Source organism: Cupriavidus phytohabitans (assembly GCF_000426345.1).
Classification (GTDB): Bacteria; Pseudomonadota; Gammaproteobacteria; order Burkholderiales; family Burkholderiaceae; genus Cupriavidus.
The window spans coordinates 110,209-130,889 of record NZ_AUFE01000013.1 but is presented as its reverse complement, the minus strand read 5'-3'; the positions used below and the strand labels follow the sequence as shown (position 1 = coordinate 130,889).

Below are 20,681 nucleotides of genomic sequence, written 5' to 3'. Positions count from 1 at the left end.
TGAAACTTTACAAAAGGAAGTAAGGTAGGACCTGGAACGGGGATGCAGCGGGCGATCCAGATCCTCGATACTGAGTCTGCGCTGCCAGCGCTGGAGCCATTGCGCTTCAGTGGTTTTCATACCAGCGGATCTTTGCGCGCAGGCTCTCCACACCGCAGGCAATGCTTACGACCTTCCCGTGTCACAAGCAGGCGATTGCAATCATTCTATTTTTCGACTATATTGGAACTATGGAAACAGATAACGCCCTTGAAGCACTTGCCGCGCTTGCCCACGCGGTGCGGCTGGCTGTATTTCGCCTGCTCGTGCAGGCCGGCCCTGAAGGCCTGCCAGCTGGCCGCATTGCCGAACTGATGGAGATGCCTGCTTCCTCGCTGTCGTTCCACCTCAAGGAACTGCACCGCGCGGAACTGCTGGCAAGCCGCCAGGAGGGCCGGTCGATCATCTACATGGCTCGCTTCGAGACCATGAATGACTTGCTTGGCTATCTCACGGAGAACTGCTGTGGTGGCAATCCGTGCTCGCCGGTATCCCGCTGTTCCGTTGCCTCGGAGTCCTGATCATGAAGCGCTTCCACGTCCACGTCAGCGTGGCCGACCTGCCAGCCAGCATCCGCTACTACTCCGCACTGTTCGCCGCGGAGCCGACCGTCGTCAGGGACGACTATGCGAAGTGGGCGCTGGACGACCCACGCGTGAACTTCGCCATTTCCAATCGCACGGAGAAGCTGGGCGTGGACCATCTGGGGATCCAGGTGGAGACAGATGCAGAACTTGCCGAGATGCAGACACGGCTGGCCAGCGCCAACCTGCCCATGCAGTCTCAGTCCGAGACGAACTGCTGCTACGCGACCTCGAACAAGCATTGGTCGGTTGACCCGACGGGTATCGCCTGGGAATCGTTCCACACGCTCGGCAATGCGCCGACCTATGGGGAATCACGCGATCGTAGCGCCGAAGCCTCCGCATGCTGCGTACCAGTTCAATTGAACGCCGCGCCAAAGCAATCCACCAAGACCGCCTGCTGCTCGCCGGAATCCGGCTGCTGCTGAGTTTTCTCTAACACGCCTCCTCTACCGATTCCTCGGACGAGGAGGCGGCCGTTCGCCCCAACGACCATGTCCGACAAGACTTTTAACGTGCTGGTGCTGTGCACTGGTAACTCCGCTCGCAGTGTCATGGCCGAAGCCCTGTTCAACGTGCTCGGCAAGGGACGCTTTCATGCCTACAGTGCTGGCAGCCATCCGTCCGGCACGGTGAATCCCTTCGCCATCGAGCGCTGCCAGTCGATCGGCTACGACACCTCGGGCCTGCGCAGCAAGAGCTGGGACGAGTTCGCTCTGCCCGATGCGCCCCGCATGGATTTCGTCATTACCGTCTGCGACCAGGCGGCCGGTGAGGTGTGCCCGATCTGGCCGGGCACGCCCATCACGGCACATTGGGGCTTTATAGACCCCGCAGCCATTCAGGGGTCCGACGACGAGAAGCGCAAGGTGTTCGACCAGGTCTTCCGTCAGATCCTGAATCGCGTCAGCCAGTTCGTGAACCTGCCGTTGCACGTACTGGATCGCAACGCTATCCAGAAGGAGATGCACGCGATTGGCGGGCAGCCTGTGGAGTCGGCGGAATGAGCACGTTGCAACGGACTGCCGGGACGGCGCAACTCAGCGCCATTGGCTTCTTCGAGCGCTACCTGACCGTCTGGGTGGGCCTCTGCATCATCGCCGGCATCTTCCTCGGCCAATGGCTTCCAGCCGTCTTCGAGGCCATCGGCGCTTTGGAAGTGGCACAGGTGAACCTGCCGGTCGGCGTGCTGATCTGGATCATGATCATCCCGATGCTGATCAAGATCGACTTCGGCGCGATGGGCCAGGTTGCAGGCCACTGGCGCGGCATCGGCGTGACACTCTTCGTGAACTGGCTCGTCAAGCCGTTCTCGATGGCGCTGCTGGGCTGGATCTTCGTGCGCCATCTGTTTGCCGGCTGGCTGCCGGCGGACCAGCTCGACAGCTACGTCGCCGGCCTGATCCTGCTGGCTGCGGCGCCCTGCACGGCGATGGTGTTTGTCTGGTCCCAGTTGTGCAAGGGCGATCCGTATTTCACGCTCTCGCAGGTGGCACTCAACGACGCCATCATGGTCGTGGCCTTCGCGCCTGTCGTCGCACTGCTGCTGGGCCTGTCGTCGATCACTGTGCCGTGGGACACGCTCATCACCTCGGTCGCGCTCTACATTGTCGTGCCCGTTCTGATCGCACAGGTCATCCGCAAGACATTGCTGGCGCGTGGCGAGGCCACATACAAGCGCGTTGTGGGCGCGCTGGGGCCCTACTCGATCACCGCACTGCTTGCGACGCTCGTGCTGCTGTTCGGCTTCCAGGGCAATGCCATCGTGGAGCAGCCCCTGATCATCCTGTTGCTGGCCGTGCCGATCCTGATCCAGGTTCTGGTGAACTCCGGCCTGGCCTACCTGCTGAACCGCAAGCTCGGGGTGGCCCACTGCGTGGCCGGCCCTTCGGCACTGATCGGCGCGAGCAACTTCTTCGAACTGGCCGTGGCCACCGCCATCAGCCTGTTTGGCTTCCAATCCGGCGCAGCGCTCGCCACTGTTGTCGGCGTGCTGATCGAAGTGCCCGTGATGCTGTTCGTCGTGGGCGTGGTCAACCGCTCGCAGCGCTGGTACGAATCGCACTGAAGCTTCCCATGACCGTCACCATCTATCACAATCCCGACTGCGGCACATCGCGCAATACGCTGGCCATGATCCGCAATGCGGGCATCGAGCCGACCGTCATCGAGTACCTGAACACGCCGCCCGACCGGCAGACGTTGCAGGCGATGATCCGCGATGCCGGCCTCGCCGTGCGCCAGGCAATCCGCGAGAAGGGCACGCCCTATGCGGAGCTTGGCCTTGGCGATCCCGCGTTGACCGACGACCAGTTGCTTGATGCGATGCTGGCCCACCCGATCCTGATCAACCGGCCCTTTGTCGTCACGGAACCTGGCGTACGGTTGTGCAGGCCGTCGGAAGTCGTGCTGGACATCCTGCCGGCGCCGCAGCAGGGGGCCTTCACCAAGGAGGACGGCGAGGCCGTCATCGACGCACAAGGCCGGAGAATCCGATGACCGCGGATTTGCCCAACGTCGTCCCTGCAGTGCTCGATACGCCAGACCTCCGCAAGCTGGAACCGGCACGCGTCAGCACCGACCCGCCACGCATCCTGCTCCTCTACGGCTCGCTGCGCGAGACGTCCTATAGCCGCCTGCTGGTCCAGGAGGCCGAACGGATTCTTCAGCACTTCGGGGCGGAGACACGCGTATTCGATCCGCGCGATCTGCCGATGGCGGACAGTGTGCCCGCTGATCACCCGAAGGTAGCCGAGTTGCGCAAGCTCTCCGAGTGGTCGGAAGGCCAGGTGTGGTGCAGCCCCGAGCGCCACGGCACGCTGACGGCCGTCTTCAAGAACCAGGTCGACTGGCTGCCGCTGGAGATTGGCGGAATTCGCCCGACGCAAGGCCGCACGCTGGCCGTGATGCAGGTGTGCGGTGGCTCGCAGTCCTTCAACGCCGTCAACGCGCTACGCGTGCTGGGGCGCTGGATGCGCATGGTGACGATTCCGAACCAGTCGTCGGTCGCCAAGGCGTACCAGGAGTTCGACGCCAACGGCCGCATGAAGCCGTCGTCTTACTACGACCGCGTGGTTGACGTCATGGAGGAGCTCTACAAGTTCACCCTCCTGGTGCGCGACCGCAGCGATTACCTCACTGACCGATACAGCGAACGCAAGGAAGCCGCGCCGGCCAATGCCACGGCGCTCGCTGCGGCCGCCATGAACTACGAGAACGAAGCCCAGACCGGCAACCGATAGCGGCGAAGCGGAATGCCGGCGCGCATTCACGTTCATGCGGACTCAACCGCACCCTGTTCGGATTGACACTCCGCTTCCTGACGGGAATCTCATACTTCGCCGGGGATCCGTCTTCGAATCTTTCCAATGCACCACCGTCCATAAGGTACTGAGCAGAATCGGGATAGGAGCGGACCTCGCGGCCCGGCCCCTCCCACACCACCGTGCATACGGGTCCGTACACGGCGGTTCGGTCTAGTTAATCGGTTTGCGTACTAATGATGGAAGTCCCAGTTCGTCGAAGTACCGATTAGGCAGGGCCATGTTGAGTGCGGGACTGCAGCTTAGTCGCCATGGCCCGTGTGAACTCCCCACAGTTTGGGCGCTCAGGTCGGGGCCAATGCCGCGGGCCCGCAGTTCTCGGAACCTTGCCGGGCTGACCTTCCACTGCTTCCAGAGGAAACAGCGCAGGCGTCGGCGCAGCCAGCCGTCGAGTTCGCGCAGCGTGCTTGGCAATTCACTGAAGCCAAAGTACCCCGCCAGCCAGTCAGGAAGCGGCGTAATTCTGCCACCATCCGCTCAAGGCCGATCCCGCGTGAGCGGCGCGTCAGTTCCCTTACCTTCGCCTTGAATCGCCGCACGGATTGGGGCGCAATCACACGCCACACTCGCGAGGTAATTCGAAAGCTGAAGCCAAGGAACTTCCGCTCCTCGGGCGGTGCTACTGCACTTTTCGAATCGTTGACTTTCAACTTGAGCTTATTGCTGAGGAAGGCTTTCAGCCCGCTCATCACCCGCTGGCCCGCCCGCTCGCTATGCACGTAGACATTGCAGTCGTCGGCATAGCGTACGAAGCAGAGCCCGCGTCGCTCCAGTTCCCGGTCAAGATCGTCAAGCAGCAGGTTGGAGAGCAACGGCGAGAGCGGGCCGCCTTGCGGCGTCCCTTCCTCCGTGGGGCCAACCAGCCCCTGCTCCAGTACCCCCGAGGTCAGGAAGCCACGAATCAGCTTCAAGACCCGCTTGTCGCTCACTCGCCTCGCCACCCGGCTCATCAAAAGATCGTGGTTCACCCGGTCAAAGAACTTTTCCAAGTCGAGGTCTACAACCCATCTGCACCCCGACTCAATATGGCCCTGTGCCCGAGCTACCGCCTGGTGCGCTGAGCGCCCCGGGCGGAAGCCATAGCTGGCATCCGAGAACGTCGGATCCCACTGCCGTTGCAGCACCTGCATCGCCGCCTGCTGGATGAATCGGTCCCTCGCCGTTGGCACACCCAATTTTCTGATGCCGCCGTCCGGCTTCGGTATCTCGACCCGCCTCACAGGTTGAGCCTTGTAGGTACCGCTTAGCAGTTGCTCCCGTAACTCAGCCCAGTGCGACTTCAGGTACGCCGGCAGCTCTTTGACGGTCATCCCGTCTACCCCCGGCGCGCCCTTGTTCGCCTTCACCCTCTTCAGTGCCTGCCTCAGGTTCTCCGGTTCACAGATTGCCTCCATCAGTCGGTCGCTTACCGACGGGCTTTCAGGCTCGGAGTTCGCCGCCATGGATTCAGCCCCTCGAGGGCCGGGCGCCGAGGCTTCACCCCTTCTCCCTTGCTCAAGGTCGCGGTGCGTTTTCTGCTGCGCTTCCATATCGAGTTCACCGGCTTACTTGCCGCTCTATTCCGTTCAGGCCTTCCGGCGTCGCCGCCGTACTATGCCCTATGCTGACTCCTGCCTAGCGGTCAATGGCCCTTGCGAGTCATTCAGTCCTGATTTCAGGACACCAAGCAGGCCTCCCGAGGTAATTCCAACCGCCTTCACCACACACCTGCCAGATTTACCATCCCGGCTCTTGATGGCTATGGACTTCGCGATCACTTGCTCGCTCGTCCAGCCAGGTAGGCCTCGTATCTGGTTTCTGTTCGTCAGGTCGTGGCTTTGTTCCACGCTTCCTTCAGACCCCGCCTCGCGACGACGCCCTTGCGCTTCACTAATCCTTCACCACCATCAGGTTGGATAGGGGACTTGCACCCCCGAGCTGTTGGACATGCTCGGCACACAGGAAAAACCCCGCACAAAGGCGGGGCTGGTCCTTACAACTACTGCTTGCACAAGATTAGAACGGAATATCGTCGTCCATATCCTCGAAACCATTCGACGGCGCCTGCTGCGGGCGACGAGCGCCGCCACCAGCCTGGCCGCCGCCCTGGCCGCCCTGGCCGCCCTGGCCGCCACGGCCGCCACGGCCGCCGCCGTAGCCACCACCGCCACCTCCCTGCGATTCACGGCTGTAGCCACCGCCACCACCGCCGAAGCCGCCTTCATCGCCACCACCACCGCCGCCCTGGCGCGAGCCCAGCATCTGCATCTGGTCGGCAACGATTTCGGTCGAGTACTTGTCCTGGCCGGACTGGTCCTGCCACTTGCGGGTGCGGATGCGGCCCTCGATATAGACCGACGAGCCCTTGCGCAGGTACTGGCCGGCGATTTCGGCCAGCTTGCCGAACATCGAAACGCGGTGCCACTCGGTGGCTTCCTTCATCTCGCCGGACTGCTTGTCCTTATAGCGATCGGTGGTCGCCAGGCGAAGGTTGGTGACCGCGTCGCCGCTGGGCATGTAGCGGGTTTCGGGGTCAGCGCCGAGGTTGCCGACGAGAATGACTTTGTTGACCGAGGCCATGTGAATGTTCTCCAAAAGCCACGCGCTGTGTTGAAAAGCGTGGCAATACGATGAGGGTGAAGCTGATAGTGTGATCCGATACCGCGCCGGCGGCTACCGTGGCCGGTTGCCTGGTTCAGCACTGCGCCGTCACTGCGGCGCCGCCGGGCGCAGCAACGTAACGAACATCGCGCCGCCCGGCCGGTGTCGGGTGGCGCGATCATGCTAGGCCATTTCCGGCCCGGAAAGCTTTACGGATTGATGCGATGCCAAGGCAACTTCAGGCAGCCGGCGCCGGTGCGGCCTCCTGCCCGCGGGCCGGGGGCGCCTTCATGCTCCAGGCGATTATAAGCCAGAGCAGCAGCACGGCCGCGCAGCCGACGAACACCGCGCTGCGGCCCTCGTGCTTCAGCAGCCAGCCGCCAACGGCACCGCCCAGGAACAGGCCCAGCGCCTGCGTGGTGTTGTACACGCCGAGCGCGGCGCCGCGCGCGGCCGCGGCGTAGCGCGACACCAGCGAGGGCTGCATTGCCTCCAGCACGTTGAATGCGACAAAGAACAGCAAGAGCACGCCAACGATGGCCCACAAGCCATGCACCGCTGCGAACAGCAGTTGCACCGCCGTCATCAGCGCCACCGCGCCGAGCAGCACCGGGCGCACGCGGCCGTAACGCTCCGCCGCCATCATCGGGCCCAGCATCAGCACGAACGACACCAGCACCACCGGCAGGTAGACCTTCCAGTGCTGGTCGAGCGGCATGCCGGCATCGGTCAGCATCGCCGGCACCACCATGAACATGGCCACCTGCGACGCATGGAGCGCCAGCACGCCAACGTTCAGCCGCGCCAGGTCGGCATTGAGCAGCACCTTGCGGAACGGCAGCCGCACCGGGTGCGGCGCTGGCGGCGCCGGGACCAGGAACAGCGTCACGCCGATGGCCACCAGCCCCAGCACCGACATCAGGCCGAAGATGCCCGCCATGCCGATGCTGTGCAGCAGCGGCGAGGCGATCACCAGCGACAGCGCAAAGGTCAGGCCGATGCTGCCGCCGACCATCGCCATCGCCTTGGTGCGATGGCGCTCGCGCGTGAGGTCGGCGATGCAGGCCGTGATGGCCGCCGAGATCGCGCCCATGCCCTGCAGCGCGCGGCCGGCGATGATGCCCGTCAGCGTGTCGGAGAACGCCGCCACCAGGCCGCCGGCGATAAACAGCAGCAGCCCGCCCACCATCACCGGCTTGCGCCCGATGCGGTCGGAGAGCCAGCCCAGCGGGATATGCAGGAAGGCCTGCATCAGGCCATAGATGCCCATGGCCAGGCCGACGCGCTGGGCGTCATGCCCGTCGGGCAGGTTGCGGGCGTATTCGGCGAATACGGGCAGGATCAGGAACAGCCCCAGCATGCGCAGGGCAAAGATGCTGGCCAGCGACACGCTGGCGCGCAGCTCGGTGCGCGTCATGCGTTCGCGGGCGGGAGCCTGGGACGCGCCGGCAGGGCTCGCGTCCGGGGAAGAAGACTGGATCGGCGGCATTGCGATCGTGAGGATCTCTGGAAAGCGGGTCGGCTGGCGGGGCCGGCCGGGTGGCCGTTTTGTGACGGCATCGGCCGGTATGGCCTCTGGCCGGTGTCCGCCCGCCTTCCGGGTCGCCCTGGAAATGAGGCCGGTGACGGCTCCGCGCCGGGGTTCCCGGCATGCGCCCGTTCTGGGCCGGCTACCCCGGAAACCGAAGTTGGGTATATTAACAGGTTTGCTCCTTCGCGCTTCCCGGGTCACCTGGCCTTGCCAGAGGGCCCCCGGGCGTGTGCCCGGATGCGCATTCCGCCGTCGCCAGCGGCAGGAAGTGCCAGCCAGCGCACCTGGACACTGGGGTTTGCCTTTCCTTCAGACAGCCTCGGCCAGCCCGGCCGGGGCGGCCTGCCTGGCGACGACTTTTCGGCATATGGAAGAAATCAAGATCCGTGGGGCGCGTACCCACAACCTGAAGAACATCAATCTCGACCTGCCGCGCAACCGGCTGATCGTGATCACCGGCCTGTCGGGCTCGGGCAAGTCTTCGCTCGCCTTCGACACGCTCTATGCCGAGGGCCAGCGCCGCTACGTGGAGTCGCTCTCCGCCTACGCCCGCCAGTTCCTGCAGCTGATGGAAAAGCCGGACGTGGACCTGATCGAAGGCCTGTCGCCGGCGATCTCGATCGAGCAGAAGGCCACCAGCCACAACCCGCGCTCGACGGTCGGCACCGTCACCGAGATCCACGACTACCTGCGCCTGCTGTACGCGCGCGCCGGCACGCCCTACTGCCCCGACCACAACCTGCCGCTGCAGGCGCAGAGCGTGTCGCAGATGGTGGACGCGGCCCTGGCGCTGCCCGAGGACACCAAGCTGATGATCCTGGCGCCGGTGGTGGTCGACCGCAAGGGCGAGCACTCGGACCTGTTCGACAGCATGCAGGCGCAGGGCTTCGTGCGCTTCCGCATCCGCTCGGGCGGCGGCACCGCGCATGAGGCCGAGGCCAGGGTGTACGAGGTAGACCAGCTGCCCAAGCTGAAGAAAACCGAGAAGCACAGCATCGACGTGGTGGTCGACCGCGTGAAGGTCCGCGCCGACATCAAGCAGCGCCTGGCCGAATCGTTCGAGACCGCGCTGCGCCTGGCCGACGGCCGCGCGCTGGCGCTGGAGATGGACAGCGGCAAGGAGCACACCTTCAGCTCGCGCTTTGCCTGCCCGATCTGCTCGTACTCGCTGCAGGAGCTGGAGCCGCGGCTGTTCTCGTTCAACAACCCGATGGGCGCGTGCCCGAGCTGCGACGGGCTGGGCCAGATCACGTTCTTCGATCCGAAGCGCGTGGTGGCTTTCCCCAACCTGTCGCTGGCTTCGGGCGCGATCAAGGGCTGGGACCGGCGCAACCAGTTCTACTTCCAGATGCTGCAGAGCCTGGCGGCGTTCTACGACTTCGATACCGAGACGGCGTTCGAGGAGCTGCCGGAGAACGTGCAGCAGGTGGTGCTGCACGGCTCGGGCGAGCAGGAGATCCCGTTCACCTATATCAACGAGCGCGGCCGCACCACGGTGCGCGAGCATGTGTTCGAAGGGATCATCCCCAACCTGGAACGCCGCTACCGCGAGACCGATTCCGTCGCCGTGCGCGAGGAACTGGCCAAGTACCAGAACAACCAGCCCTGCCCCGCCTGCCACGGTACGCGCCTGCGAACCGAAGCGCGCCACGTCAAGCTCGGCGAGAACGAGCAGGCGCGCGCGATCTATGAGATCAACGGCTGGCCGCTGCGCGACGCGCTGACCTACTTCCTGACGCTGGACATGCACGGCGCCAAGCGCGAGATCGCCGACAAGATCGTCAAGGAGATCACCGCGCGGCTGAACTTCCTCAACAACGTGGGGCTGGACTACCTGTCGCTGGAACGCAGCGCCGACACGCTGTCCGGCGGCGAGGCGCAGCGCATCCGGCTGGCGTCGCAGATCGGCTCTGGCCTGACCGGCGTGATGTACGTGCTGGACGAGCCTTCGATCGGCCTGCACCAGCGCGACAACGACCGCCTGATCGGCACGCTCAAGCACCTGCGCGATATCGGCAACTCGGTGCTGGTGGTCGAGCACGACGAGGACATGATCCGCGCCTGCGACTACGTCGTCGATATCGGCCCGGGCGCGGGCGTGCACGGCGGCATGATCGTGGCCGAGGGCACGCCGCGGCAGATCGAGGATTCGCCGGCTTCGCTGACCGGGCAATACCTGTCCGGCCAGCGCCGCATCGAAGTGCCGAAGCAGCGTGCCGCCCCGGACGAAGAACGGCTGCTGCGCATCGTCAACGCCAGCGGCAACAACCTGCGCAACGTCACCGCCGAGGTGCCGGTGGGCCTGCTCACCTGCATCACCGGCGTGTCCGGCTCGGGCAAGTCGACGCTGATCAACGACACGCTCTACCACGCGGTGGCGCGCCACCTGTACGGCTCGACGCCGGAGCCGGCGCAGCACGACCGCATCGAGGGGCTCGAGCATTTCGACAAGGTCATCAACGTCGACCAGAGCCCGATCGGCCGCACGCCGCGCTCCAACCCGGCCACCTACACCGGCCTGTTCACGCCGATCCGCGAGCTGTTCGCCGGCGTGCCCGCGGCCAAGGAGCGCGGGTACGATCCGGGCCGCTTCTCGTTCAACGTCAAGGGCGGGCGCTGCGAGTCGTGCCAGGGCGACGGCGTGCTCAAGGTCGAGATGCACTTCCTGCCCGACGTGTACGTGCCCTGCGACGTCTGCCACGGCAAGCGCTACAACCGCGAGACGCTCGAAGTCCTGTACAAGGGCAGGAACATCTCCGAGGTGCTGGACCTGACCGTCGAGCAGGCGCATGAGTTCTTCAGCGCGGTGCCGGTGGTGCGGCGCAAGCTGCAGACGCTGCTGGACGTGGGCCTGGGCTATATCCGGCTGGGGCAGTCGGCGACCACGCTGTCGGGCGGCGAGGCGCAGCGCGTCAAGCTGTCGCTGGAACTGTCCAAGCGCGACACCGGGCGCACGCTCTATATCCTGGACGAGCCCACCACGGGCCTGCACTTCCACGATATCGAGCTGCTGCTCAAGGTCATCCACAAGCTGCGCGACCAGGGCAATACCGTGGTCATCATCGAGCACAACCTGGACGTCATCAAGACCGCCGACTGGCTGATCGACATGGGCCCGGAGGGCGGCGCCGGCGGCGGCCAGGTGATCGCGCGGGGCACGCCGGAGGCTGTGGCGAAGAGCAAGGCCAGCTTCACCGGCAAGTACCTGGCGCCGCTGCTCAAGCGCGGCTGACCTGCTGAGCTGCCGACAGGCCGGGCTCAGTCGAGTCCGGCGGCCGGCAGCACACGCGTGCGCCGCGCCGTGCCGCCCTGCGGCAACTCTATCGCCACGCCGCCACCGCTGTCGGCACCGTGGCCGGTCAACGCGGTGATCACCACCTGGTGCGTGACCATCAGGTAGGGCCCGCCCCGCGGGTCGAGCCCGTCGATCAGGCGCGACAGCTGCTCGACCTGCGCGTCGCGGCGCCGCGCTTCCGCCCCGAAGAACGAATTGAGCAGCGGCTGCACCTGTACCGGTCCCAGGCCAATCAACCGCGCCGTGTCCTGGCAGCGGCACCACGCGCTGCTCCACACCTGCGTCGGCCGGAAGCCGGCCGCCCTCCAGGTCGTCCCCAGCCGCGCTGCCTGCTCGCGTCCGCGCGCATCGAGGTTACGCTGGGTGGCACAATCGGCCAGCCGGAAACCGGGCGGGTCGCCCACGCCCGGGGCGCTGGCATGGCGCAGCACCACCACGACATTCGGGCGCTGCAGTTCGCTCACCGCGATCTCGCCCTGTGATGCCGGAGCGACCTGCGCGGCAGCAAGCGCCGGCACGATGGCAAGCAGGGCAAGCAAGCGGCAAGAGGCAGGCATCGGCTGCTCCGGTGGTGAGCCAATCCCCTCCGGTATAGCAGGCGCCGGCTTGCTTTCGCCACCTCGCGCCCTACCATGAACCGGACGGCGACACGCATCGCACAGGAGCCCCGCATGGAACTCACGGTCGTACCGGTCAGCAAGCCGGAAGCCACCAACTTCATCTTTGGTCACTCGCATTTCATCAAGACCGTGGAAGACCTGCACGAGGCGCTGGTGGGCACGGTGCCAGGCATCCGCTTCGGGCTGGCGTTCTGCGAGGCCTCGGGCAAGCGGCTGGTGCGCTGGTCGGGCACCGATGAGCAACTGATCGACATGGCTTGCGAGAACGCGCGCGCCATCGGCGCGGGACACAGCTTCCTGATCTTCCTGGGCGACGGGTTCTTCCCGGTGAACGTGCTGGGCGCGGTGCGCGCGGTGCCAGAGGTGTGCCGGATCTACTGCGCGACGGCGAACCCGACTCAGGTGATCGTCGCGCAGACCGATGCCGGCCGCGGCGTGGTGGGCGTGATCGACGGCGCCTCGCCGCTGGGGATCGAGACCGAGGCGGATGTGGCGGAGCGCAAGGCGCTGCTGCGCAAGTTCGGCTACAAGCTGTAGCCGTGCCGCTCAATGCTGCGCCGCCTGTACCCGCGTGACGGGCGGCACATCGTCTACCTTCATCCGGCTGCGGTTCAGCACGCCGGCCTGCTCCAGCACCGGATAGGCCGTCGCGCAGAACAGCGAATTCAGCCGCTTCAGCTCGCTGATCACATCCAGGTGCAGCGAACTGGTCTCGACGCTTTCCGCCGTCTGCTCGGCCACGCGCTGCAGGTGGGTGTGGGCGTACTTGCGCTCCAGTTCGCGGAAGTTGGCCTTCTCCGCCATCAGCGCCTGCGCACTCTTCAGGTCGCCGTTGAGGAACACCGACAAACCCAGCCGCAGGTTGGCCACCAGGCGCGCATGCATTTCGGCGATTTCCTCCATGCCCGCTTCGGAGAACATCAGGTTGTGCGCGATCTTCTTGTCCTTGGTATCGAGCAGGATGCGCTCGATGATGTCGCCGGCATGCTCCAGGTTGATGGTCAGCGAGATGATCTCGGTCCAGCGCTGGCCGTCGCGCTCGTCCAGCGCTTCCAGGCTGATGCGGGTCAGGTAGAGCTTGATCGCGGTGTAGAGGTCGTCGACCTCGTTGTCGATGCGGCAGGTGGCGGTGGCCAGCTTGACGTCATTGGTCCGCATCACGCGCAGCATGTTGTCGAGCATCTGCTCGACACGGTCGCCGATGCGCAGCACCTCGCGCGCGGCGTTGGCCAGCGCCAGCGTGGGCGTGGTCAGCGCGGCCGGGTCGAGATGGCGCGGCGTGACCTGGCTGTCGCCGGTATTGCGCCCGGGCAGCACCTTTTCGCACAGGCGCGCCAGCGGCGCCGTGGCGCCCAGCAGCAGCACCGCCAGAGCGACATTGAACAGCAGGTGGAAATTGACGATCAGCCGCTGCGGATCATGGTCGATCAGCGCCAGCAGCTCTTCGGCCTGGGTCAGCAGCGGCAGCGCCACCAGGCAACCCAGCAGGCGCGACAGCAGGTTGCCCAGCGTCACGCGCTTGCCCGGCTGGTTGTTGCCCGAAGTGGTCAGCAGCGCCGAGATGCCCGAGCCGAGGTTGGCGCCCAGCACCAGCGCCAGCGCCACGTGGATCGACACCACGCCGGCCGAGGCCAGCGCGCCGCAGAACAGCACCACGGCCAGGCTGGAATAGCACAGGATGGTCAGGAACGCGCCCACCAGCATGTCCAGCCCCGAGTCGCCGGTCAGCGACGCAAACAGTACCTTGACGCCGGCGGCCTGCACCACCGGCCGCGTGGCGATCGAGATCAGCTCGAGCGCCAGCGTGATCAGGCCCAGGCCGATCAGCACGCGCCCGACGTGGCCGGGCTTGCTGCCCTTCCAGGTCAGGTGGCCGATCACGCCGACGAAGATCAGCAGCGGCGACAGCCACGACAGGTCGAGCGAAAACACCTGCACCATCAGCGCGGTGCCGACGTTGGCGCCGAGCATGATCGCCAGCGCCGGCGCCACGGCGATCAGGCCCTGGCCGACGAAGGAACTGACGATAACCGCGGTGGCGTTGCTGCTCTGGACCAGCCCGGTGACCCCGAGCCCGGCAAGGAAGGCGGTGAAGCGGTTGGAGACGCTGGTCGACAGCACGTGGCGCAGGTTGGCGCCGTAGACGCGCAGGATGCCGACCTTGACGATGTTGGTGCCCCATACAAGCAGGGCAACGCCCGAGAGCAGATGAAGAAGTACGCCCATTGTGCGCCTCAGTGTGACCGGTGCCGAATTACTGCCGGAGGCGGCCCTGCCCGGTCATCGTGTAGTTGTCAATGAGGCATTATGCGCCCGCCATGGGGCAGCGGCAACGGCACAGGGCAAGGGGTGGGGGCACCAGGCAACACATGCCGCGGCACGGCCGCGGCTGCGCTCAGGGCAGCGCGACCTTGATGCCCAGCCCGACGAAGATCGCCCCCGCGGCACGGTCGAGCCAGCGCCCCGTGGCCGGGCGGCGCCGCAGCCATGCCCCCAGCCAGCCCGCGCACAGGCCGAACAGCGAGAACACCACCGCGGTCTGCAGCATGAAGACCACGCCCAGCAGCAGGAACTGCAGCCCGGGATGCGCGGCATCGGCGCGCACGAACTGCGGCAGGAATACCAGGAAGAACAGCGTCACCTTGGGGTTCATGATGTTGCCGAGCACGCTCTGGCGAAACACGCGGCCCAGCGGCACCGCATCGACGTCGCCGCCCTGCGCCAGCCCGCCCCTGGCGCGCAGCGCCTGGATGCCGATCCAGATCAGGTAGGCGGCGCCGGCATACTTGATCAGCTGGAACGCCAGTGGCGAAGAGCGCAGCACCGCCGCCAGCCCGACCGCCGCGATCACGGTATGGAACAGGCAGCCGACCGAGAAACCCAGCGCCGCCACCAGCCCCGCGCGCCGTCCCTGCGCCATGCCGCGCGCGAGCACCTGCAGGTTGTCGGGGCCGGGCGCGACGGTGATCGCGACCGAGGTCAGCAGGAACAGCAGCAGGTCTGGCATTTGGTCTCCGTGTCGATCTCCGTATCGTTCTGTCGGTGAGCGTGGATCAGTGTCCGTCGAAGCGGCACACCGTGAACAGCGGCAGCCCGCCGTCCTGCAGCAGCTTCGAGCCGCCCAGCTCCGGCAAGTCGACGATGGCGGCACCCTCCACCACCGTGGCGCCCAGCCGCTCCAGCAGCTTGCGCCCCGCCATCATGGTGCCGCCGGTGGCGATCAGGTCGTCGACCAGCAGCACGCGGTCGCCGGCCTTGCAGGCATCGGCATGGATCTCGACGGTCGCGCTGCCGTACTCCAGCTCGTATTCCTCGGCCACCGTCTGGAACGGCAGCTTGCCCTTCTTGCGGATCGGCACGAAGCCCAGGTTCAGCTCGTACGCGACGATCGCGCCCAGGATAAAGCCGCGCGCATCGATGCCGGCGACGAGGTCGAGCTCGGCGTCCATGTAGCGGTGCACGAAGACGTCGATCAGCACGCGCAGCGTCTTGGGGTCCTGCAAGAGCGGCGTGATGTCGCGAAACATCACGCCCGGCATTGGCCAGTCCGGCACGGTCCGGATGCGGTCGCGCAAATAGCCGGTGACGTCGCCGAGGTCAGGGGACTGGATGATGGAATCTGCCATAGGGTTCGGAAAAAACAGAAAGCGCGCCTCGCGCGCCGGTGAAACATGCCTGCAACGGCTGCGGTAACGGGTTACCACCCGCGCCGCCGGAGCGGCCAGCACAATGGCCCTGCCGGCTGCCGCCGGACACCCGTAACCATACAGGAGACCGCGATGGCGAAGAAGATACTGATGCTGGTCGGCGACTACGCCGAAGACTACGAGACCATGGTGCCGTTCCAGGCACTGCAGATGGTCGGCCACACCGTCCACGCCGTATGTCCCGACAAGAAGGCAGGTGCCGCCTGCGCCACGGCGATCCACGACTTCGAGGGCGACCAGACCTACACCGAGAAACGCGGCCACAACTTCACCCTCAACGCCAGCTTTGCCGAGATCGACCCGGCCGCGTACGACGCGCTGGTGATCCCCGGCGGCCGCGCGCCCGAATACCTGCGCCTGAACGCCCGCGTGCTGGAGATCGTGCGCCACTTCGCCCAGGCCGACAAGCCCATCGCCGCGGTCTGCCACGGCGCCCAGCTGCTGGCCGCCGCCGGCGTGCTGGAGGGCAAGGGTTGCTCGGCCTACCCGGCGTGCGCACCGGAAGTGAAGCTTGCCGGCGGCACGTACGTCGATATCCCGGTCGACCAGGCGCATACCGACGGCAAGCTGGTCACCGCGCCGGCCTGGCCGGCGCACCCGGCGTGGCTGGCGCAGTTCCTTGCGGTGCTGGGCACGCGGATCGTACATTAGAGCCTTCCGCCACGCGGCGCCGCGCCATCACGGAGCGGCGCGGCATGCACCCGCGCGCCGCTCGCGGCGCAGCACGGAGAGCTTAGATGTGTGAGATCTTTATCCGCGCCAACCCGGCCTCGTACCAGACCCAGGCGCGTTCGCTGCGGCTGCATGGCGTGGCCACCAGCATCCGCCTGGAGAGCCTGTTCTGGGAAGTGCTGGAAGAACTGGCCACGCGCGACGGCATGACCGTCAACCAGCTGATCACGCGCCTGCATGACGAACTGACCGCCCACCGCGGCAGCGAAGCGGTAGCAGGCAACTTCTCTTCCTTCCTGCGGGTGTGCTGCCTGCGCTACCTGAAGCTGCAGGGCGCGGGGCGGATTCCGGCGGACCAGTCGGTGCCGATCCGTTCATTGGACGCGCGCTCAGTGCTGAACGACCTTCCGGAGTCCTGGGTGGAGGCGCGCCCACAGCAAGCGTTTTCCCACTGACTGGCGCCCGGCAAGGCAGTCAGCCGTTCAGGATCCGCATCTCGGCGGCTTCCAGCGCCTCCGGCTGGCCGCGCAGCACGACGATATCGCCCGGTTCCAGCACGGTCTCGGGCTCCGGATCGAAGGCGCGGATGCCGCGCCGGCGCACCGCGGTCACCTCCACGCCGATCCGCTCCAGCCCAAGCATGCCCAGGCGCCGCCCTACCGCGGTCGACTGCGGCCCCAGCGACACGGAATGCAGCCGCACCGAATCGCGCTCGACCATGTCTTCATCGTCGTCGCGGCCGTGGAAGTAGCCGCGCAGCAGGCTGTAGCGCGCGTCGCGCGCCTCCTGCACGCCGCGCAGCACATGCCGCATCGGCACGCCCAGCAGCACCAGCGCGTGCGAGGCCAGCATCAGGCTGCCCTCGATGATCTCGGGCACGACCTCGGTGGCGCCGGCCTTTTGCAGGACGTCCAGCTCCGAATCGTCGACGGTGCGCACGATCACCGGCAGCGCCGGCGCCAGCTCCTGCACGTGGTGCAGCACTTTGAGCGCTGACGGCGTGTTGGCGTAGGTGACGATCAGCGCCGCGGCGCGGTGGATGCCGGCGGCGATCAGCGCCTCACGCCGGCCGGCGTCGCCGTAGACCACGGTGTCGCCGGCGGCGGCGGCCTCGCGCACGCGGTCGGGGTCCAGATCGAGCGCGACATAAGTGATGCCTTCGCGCTCCAGCATGTGCGCCAGGTTCTGGCCGCTGCGGCCGAAGCCGCAGATGATGGCGTGTTTTTCCGTCTGCAGGCTCTGCGCGGCGATGCGGGTCATGTTCAGCGACTGCATCAGCCATTCGTTGGCGGCAAAGCGCAGCACGATGGCATCGCTGTACTGGATCAGGAACGGCGCGGCCAGCATCGACAGCAGCATCGAGGCCAGGATCACCTGGATCAGCACCGGGTCGACCAGGTTCAGGCCGTCGATCTGGTTCAGCAGCACGAAGCCGAATTCACCGGCCTGCGCCAGCCCCAGGCCGGTGCGGATCGCCACCCCCTGGCGCGAGCCGAATACCCGCGCCAGCACCGCGATCAGCACCAGCTTGAACAGGATCGGCCCCACCAGCAGCGCCAGCACCAGCCACAGGTGGTCCAGCACCACGCGGATATTGAGCAGCATGCCGATGGTGACGAAGAACAGCCCCAGCAGCACGTCGCGGAACGGCTTGATGTCTTCTTCCACCTGGTGCCGGTACGGCGTCTCGGAAATCAGCATGCCGGCCATGAACGCGCCCAGCGCCATCGACAGGCCCAGCCGCTCGGTCAGCGCCGCCATGCCCAGCGTCACCAGCAGCAGGTTCAGCATGAACAGTTCCTGCGAACGGCGCGCCGCCACGATGTGGAACCAGCGGCTCATCAGGCGCTGGCCGAGAAAGAAGATCGCACCCAGCGCCACCACGATCTTGACCGTGGCCAGTCCCAGCGCCATCACCAGGTCGCCCGGGTCGCGCGACAGTGCCGGGATCAGGATCAGCAGCGGCACCACCGCCAGATCCTGGAACAGCAGGATGCTGATGATGTTGCGGCCGTGCTCGCTCTCCAGTTCCATGCGCTCGGACAGCATCTTGGAGACGATCGCCGTGGACGACATCGCCAGCGCCCCGCCCAGCGCCACCGAGGCCTGCCACGTCAGCGGGAACAGCCAGTTGAAGGCCCAGCTGGCGGGCACTACCGCCAGCATCGACAGCACCACCTGCGAGCCGCCCAGCCCGAACACCAGGCGCTTCATCGACCGCAGCTTGCCCAGGCTGAACTCCAGCCCGATCGAGAACATCAGGAACACCACGCCGAACTCGGCCAGGTACTTGGTCTGCGCGGTGTCGCTGGCCAGCCCCAGCGCATGCGGGCCGATCAGGATGCCAACGGCCAGGTAGCCAAGCATCGGCGGCAGCTGCAGCATGCGGAAAGCGACCACGCCGAAAACGGCAGCGGCCAGCAGCACCAGGGTCAGTTCCAGCGGTGAGTGCATCAGGATGGTCGGGTAACCGGCCAGGTGCGCGTCCGACCCGGCACGGGCACCCTGCCGGGAAACGTGGCAAGCGCGGTGAATGCGGCAGGCGCCCGGGCGCTTGGAGGCAGCCCCGGACGCCAGCGCATTCGTTGGTATACTTCGACGCCATGATAGCCAATTTCGATGCGGATCGAGCACTCCGGCTCGCCCGCGATACCCTCCAGACCGAAGCCGATGCGGTATCCGCACTTTCGGGCCGACTGACCGATGACTTTGCCCGCGCCGTGCAGATGATCCTGCAATGCAACGGGCGCGTGGTGGTCTCCGGCATCGGCAAGTCCGGCCATATCGGGCGCAAGGTAGCGGCCACGCTGGCCTCCACCGGCACCCCGGCGTTCTTCGTGCATCCGGCCGAGGCCAGCCACGGCGACCTGGGCATGGTCACACGCGATGACGTGCTGATCGCCTTCTCCAATTCCGGCGAGACCGGCGAGCTGCTGTCGATCATCCCGATCGTCAAGCGCATCGGTGCGCGGCTGATCTCGGTCACCGGCAATCCTGAATCGAACCTGGCCAAGCTGGCTGACGCGCATCTGGACGCGGGCGTGGAAAAGGAAGCCTGCCCGCTGAACCTGGCGCCAACGGCAAGCACCACCGCCGCGCTGGCGCTGGGCGACGCGCTGGCCGTAGCGGTGCTGGACGCGCGCGGCTTCGGCGAGGAAGACTTCGCCCGCTCGCACCCGGGCGGCGCGCTCGGCCGCAAGCTGCTGACCCACGTGCGCGACGTGATGCGCACCGGCAATGCGGTCCCCAGTGTCCGCGAGAACACCCCGCTGGCCCAGGCGCTGATGGAAATCACGCGCAAGGGCATGGCCATGACCGCGGTGGTCGATCCCGACGGCCATGCCATCGGCGTCTTCACCGACGGCGACCTGCGCCGCCTGCTGGAAACCCCGCGCGACTGGAAGACCGTTCCCATCGGCGAGGTCATGCACCGCAACCCGCACGTGGTCAACCAGAACCAGCTCGCCGTCGAGGCGGTGCAGGTCATGGAAGCCAACCGCATCAACCAGTTGCTGGTGGTCGACGACGACGACCGCCTGGCCGGCGCGCTGCATATCCACGACCTGACCCGCGCCAAGGTCATCTGAACGGGGCGCGGGCAAGCACACCATGCAGGCACTCATCGCCTCCCTCAGCGGCATCGTCATGCGGCTGCTGCCGCTGCTGCTGATGGCCATCGTCGCCGGCAGCACCTTCTGGCTGGTGCAGATCAACTCGCCCAAGGAAAGCCAGGACACTCAGGCGGCCAAGAAGCACGAGCCGGACTATTTCATGGACCGCTTCTCGGCCACGGAACTGGCGCAGGACGGCAGCACCAAGATCCGCTTCACCGGCGAGCGCATGGTCCACTTCGAGGACGACCAGACCTACGAGGTCACGCGCCCCGCGCTGCGCGCCTATGAACCGGACCGGCCGCCGGTGACGGCACGCGCCGACCTGGGCCGCATGAATGCGGAAGGCTCGGTGATCGACCTGTACGGCAACGGCCATGTGCTGCGCCAGCAGGGCGCCGACCCGTCCAAGGATCCGCAGCTGAGCGCCGCGTCGAGCTATTTCCAGTTGCTGGTCAACGACGACATCGTCAAGACCGACAAGCCGGTGAAGCTGATGCGCGGCCCGTCGGTGATGACCGCGAACGGGCTGATCTTCAACAACGTCACCCGCGAAGTACAATTGCTCGGCAACGTACGCGGCACCATCGTCACCGGGCCGTCCCCGGGCCGTACGCCGGGGCCCTGACCTGGCTGGCGCGGCCGCCCGGCCGCCCGCCCGGACAACGGCCATGCCGCCGCGCGCCCTGCCCGCCCCGCACGACCCGCATCTGCATAAT

18 protein-coding genes and 2 pseudogenes are annotated in these 20,681 nt (G+C 66.3%); 12 read left to right on the top strand and 8 right to left on the bottom strand.

Going from position 1 to position 20,681, the window contains the following annotated elements:
* Positions 1-230 precede the first annotated feature (230 nt).
* From K309_RS0112860 to arsH, 6 genes and pseudogenes are all read left to right on the top strand, one after another.
* Positions 231-560, top strand: coding sequence for an ArsR/SmtB family transcription factor (locus K309_RS0112860; RefSeq protein WP_029046800.1), 330 nt, complete (start codon positions 231-233; stop codon positions 558-560).
* Between the two features lie 2 nt (positions 561-562).
* Positions 563-1,051, top strand: coding sequence for an ArsI/CadI family heavy metal resistance metalloenzyme (locus K309_RS0112855; protein ID WP_029046799.1), 489 nt, complete (start codon positions 563-565; stop codon positions 1,049-1,051).
* A 66-nt stretch (positions 1,052-1,117) separates the two neighbouring features.
* Entirely contained in the window at positions 1,118-1,630 is a 513-nt protein-coding gene (locus K309_RS0112850) for an arsenate reductase ArsC (protein WP_029046798.1), read from the top strand.
* Positions 1,627-2,691: an ACR3 family arsenite efflux transporter gene (arsB, locus tag K309_RS0112845; RefSeq protein WP_029046797.1), complete on the top strand. Its 1,065-nt coding sequence runs from the start codon at positions 1,627-1,629 to the stop codon at positions 2,689-2,691. The genes K309_RS0112850 and arsB overlap by 4 nt, the downstream gene beginning before the upstream one ends.
* A gap of 8 nt (positions 2,692-2,699) precedes the next feature.
* Positions 2,700-3,122 (top strand): arsenate reductase (glutaredoxin), encoded by a 423-nt coding sequence (gene arsC / locus K309_RS0112840; protein ID WP_029046796.1) that lies wholly within the window; start codon positions 2,700-2,702, stop codon positions 3,120-3,122.
* A pseudogene (gene arsH, locus K309_RS0112835) lies at positions 3,119-3,878 on the top strand (arsenical resistance protein ArsH); the annotation flags it as partial. The gene arsC and the pseudogene arsH, both read left to right, overlap by 4 nt.
* Before the next feature lie 221 nt (positions 3,879-4,099).
* Here the strand turns inward: arsH and ltrA are convergent.
* From ltrA to K309_RS0112820, 3 genes and pseudogenes are all read right to left on the bottom strand, one after another.
* Positions 4,100-5,340: pseudogene (ltrA, locus tag K309_RS36460) on the bottom strand (group II intron reverse transcriptase/maturase).
* Positions 5,341-5,941: 601 nt separating this feature from the next.
* The gene (locus K309_RS0112825; RefSeq protein ID WP_029046794.1) at positions 5,942-6,505 is read right to left on the bottom strand and encodes a single-stranded DNA-binding protein; all 564 of its coding nucleotides are present in this window, start codon (positions 6,503-6,505) and stop codon (positions 5,942-5,944) included.
* 259 nt (positions 6,506-6,764) lie between these two features.
* Entirely contained in the window at positions 6,765-8,015 is a 1,251-nt protein-coding gene (locus K309_RS0112820; RefSeq protein WP_029046793.1) for an MFS transporter, read from the bottom strand.
* A gap of 409 nt (positions 8,016-8,424) precedes the next feature.
* Here K309_RS0112820 and uvrA point away from each other — a divergent pair, with 409 nt between their 5' ends.
* Complete coding sequence (uvrA, locus tag K309_RS0112815) at positions 8,425-11,289, top strand: excinuclease ABC subunit UvrA (RefSeq protein ID WP_029046792.1); 2,865 nt, start codon at positions 8,425-8,427, stop codon at positions 11,287-11,289.
* Positions 11,290-11,315: 26 nt separating this feature from the next.
* On the opposite strand, the gene K309_RS0112810 is transcribed toward uvrA, so the two are convergent.
* Entirely contained in the window at positions 11,316-11,909 is a 594-nt protein-coding gene (locus tag K309_RS0112810; RefSeq protein WP_029046791.1) for a histidine phosphatase family protein, read from the bottom strand.
* A gap of 114 nt (positions 11,910-12,023) precedes the next feature.
* Here K309_RS0112810 and K309_RS0112805 point away from each other — a divergent pair, with 114 nt between their 5' ends.
* A complete protein-coding gene (locus tag K309_RS0112805) occupies positions 12,024-12,509 on the top strand; it encodes an adenosine-specific kinase (RefSeq protein ID WP_029046790.1) in 486 nt (161 codons plus the stop codon).
* Positions 12,510-12,518: 9 nt separating this feature from the next.
* Here K309_RS0112805 and K309_RS0112800 read toward each other — a convergent pair whose 3' ends face one another.
* The 3 genes from K309_RS0112800 to K309_RS0112790 form a co-directional block, all read right to left on the bottom strand.
* Entirely contained in the window at positions 12,519-14,198 is a 1,680-nt protein-coding gene (locus K309_RS0112800; protein WP_029046789.1) for a Na/Pi cotransporter family protein, read from the bottom strand.
* Between the two features lie 169 nt (positions 14,199-14,367).
* A complete protein-coding gene (locus K309_RS0112795) occupies positions 14,368-14,979 on the bottom strand; it encodes a LysE family translocator (RefSeq protein WP_029046788.1) in 612 nt (203 codons plus the stop codon).
* A 46-nt stretch (positions 14,980-15,025) separates the two neighbouring features.
* Positions 15,026-15,598 carry an adenine phosphoribosyltransferase gene (locus tag K309_RS0112790; protein ID WP_029046787.1) on the bottom strand — a complete coding sequence of 191 codons (573 nt, stop codon included), beginning with the start codon at positions 15,596-15,598 and terminating at the stop codon, positions 15,026-15,028.
* A 153-nt stretch (positions 15,599-15,751) separates the two neighbouring features.
* Here K309_RS0112790 and K309_RS0112785 point away from each other — a divergent pair, with 153 nt between their 5' ends.
* Together K309_RS0112785 and K309_RS0112780 are read left to right on the top strand one after the other, a co-directional pair.
* Complete coding sequence (locus tag K309_RS0112785) at positions 15,752-16,330, top strand: DJ-1/PfpI family protein (protein WP_029046786.1); 579 nt, start codon at positions 15,752-15,754, stop codon at positions 16,328-16,330.
* Positions 16,331-16,416: 86 nt separating this feature from the next.
* Positions 16,417-16,806 carry a ribbon-helix-helix domain-containing protein gene (locus K309_RS0112780; RefSeq protein WP_029046785.1) on the top strand — a complete coding sequence of 130 codons (390 nt, stop codon included), beginning with the start codon at positions 16,417-16,419 and terminating at the stop codon, positions 16,804-16,806.
* A gap of 19 nt (positions 16,807-16,825) precedes the next feature.
* Here the strand turns inward: K309_RS0112780 and K309_RS0112775 are convergent, their stop codons facing one another.
* The gene (locus tag K309_RS0112775) at positions 16,826-18,805 is read right to left on the bottom strand and encodes a monovalent cation:proton antiporter family protein (RefSeq protein ID WP_029046784.1); all 1,980 of its coding nucleotides are present in this window, start codon (positions 18,803-18,805) and stop codon (positions 16,826-16,828) included.
* Positions 18,806-18,954: 149 nt separating this feature from the next.
* Here K309_RS0112775 and K309_RS0112770 point away from each other — a divergent pair, with 149 nt between their 5' ends.
* Positions 18,955-19,938 (top strand): KpsF/GutQ family sugar-phosphate isomerase, encoded by a 984-nt coding sequence (locus K309_RS0112770; RefSeq protein ID WP_029046783.1) that lies wholly within the window; start codon positions 18,955-18,957, stop codon positions 19,936-19,938.
* Positions 19,939-19,960: 22 nt separating this feature from the next.
* Positions 19,961-20,590, top strand: a complete 630-nt coding sequence (gene lptC / locus K309_RS0112765) for an LPS export ABC transporter periplasmic protein LptC (protein WP_029046782.1) — start codon at positions 19,961-19,963, stop codon at positions 20,588-20,590.
* Positions 20,591-20,681: the final 91 nt, after the last annotated feature.

Bases quoted from the DNA above. Each gene is read 5' to 3' on its own strand.
- K309_RS0112860 (WP_029046800.1), top strand. From the start codon at position 231: ATGGAAACAGATAACGCCCTTGAAGCACTTGCCGCGCTTGCCCACGCG.
- K309_RS0112855 (WP_029046799.1), top strand. From the start codon at position 563: ATGAAGCGCTTCCACGTCCACGTCAGCGTGGCCGACCTGCCAGCCAGC.
- K309_RS0112850 (WP_029046798.1), top strand. From the start codon at position 1,118: ATGTCCGACAAGACTTTTAACGTGCTGGTGCTGTGCACTGGTAACTCC.
- arsB (WP_029046797.1), top strand. From the start codon at position 1,627: ATGAGCACGTTGCAACGGACTGCCGGGACGGCGCAACTCAGCGCCATT.
- arsC (WP_029046796.1), top strand. From the start codon at position 2,700: ATGACCGTCACCATCTATCACAATCCCGACTGCGGCACATCGCGCAAT.
- K309_RS0112825 (WP_029046794.1), bottom strand. From the start codon at position 6,505: ATGGCCTCGGTCAACAAAGTCATTCTCGTCGGCAACCTCGGCGCTGAC.
- K309_RS0112820 (WP_029046793.1), bottom strand. From the start codon at position 8,015: ATGCCGCCGATCCAGTCTTCTTCCCCGGACGCGAGCCCTGCCGGCGCG.
- uvrA (WP_029046792.1), top strand. From the start codon at position 8,425: ATGGAAGAAATCAAGATCCGTGGGGCGCGTACCCACAACCTGAAGAAC.
- K309_RS0112810 (WP_029046791.1), bottom strand. From the start codon at position 11,909: ATGCCTGCCTCTTGCCGCTTGCTTGCCCTGCTTGCCATCGTGCCGGCG.
- K309_RS0112805 (WP_029046790.1), top strand. From the start codon at position 12,024: ATGGAACTCACGGTCGTACCGGTCAGCAAGCCGGAAGCCACCAACTTC.
- K309_RS0112800 (WP_029046789.1), bottom strand. From the start codon at position 14,198: ATGGGCGTACTTCTTCATCTGCTCTCGGGCGTTGCCCTGCTTGTATGG.
- K309_RS0112795 (WP_029046788.1), bottom strand. From the start codon at position 14,979: ATGCCAGACCTGCTGCTGTTCCTGCTGACCTCGGTCGCGATCACCGTC.
- K309_RS0112790 (WP_029046787.1), bottom strand. From the start codon at position 15,598: ATGGCAGATTCCATCATCCAGTCCCCTGACCTCGGCGACGTCACCGGC.
- K309_RS0112785 (WP_029046786.1), top strand. From the start codon at position 15,752: ATGGCGAAGAAGATACTGATGCTGGTCGGCGACTACGCCGAAGACTAC.
- K309_RS0112780 (WP_029046785.1), top strand. From the start codon at position 16,417: ATGTGTGAGATCTTTATCCGCGCCAACCCGGCCTCGTACCAGACCCAG.
- K309_RS0112775 (WP_029046784.1), bottom strand. From the start codon at position 18,805: ATGCACTCACCGCTGGAACTGACCCTGGTGCTGCTGGCCGCTGCCGTT.
- K309_RS0112770 (WP_029046783.1), top strand. From the start codon at position 18,955: ATGATAGCCAATTTCGATGCGGATCGAGCACTCCGGCTCGCCCGCGAT.
- lptC (WP_029046782.1), top strand. From the start codon at position 19,961: ATGCAGGCACTCATCGCCTCCCTCAGCGGCATCGTCATGCGGCTGCTG.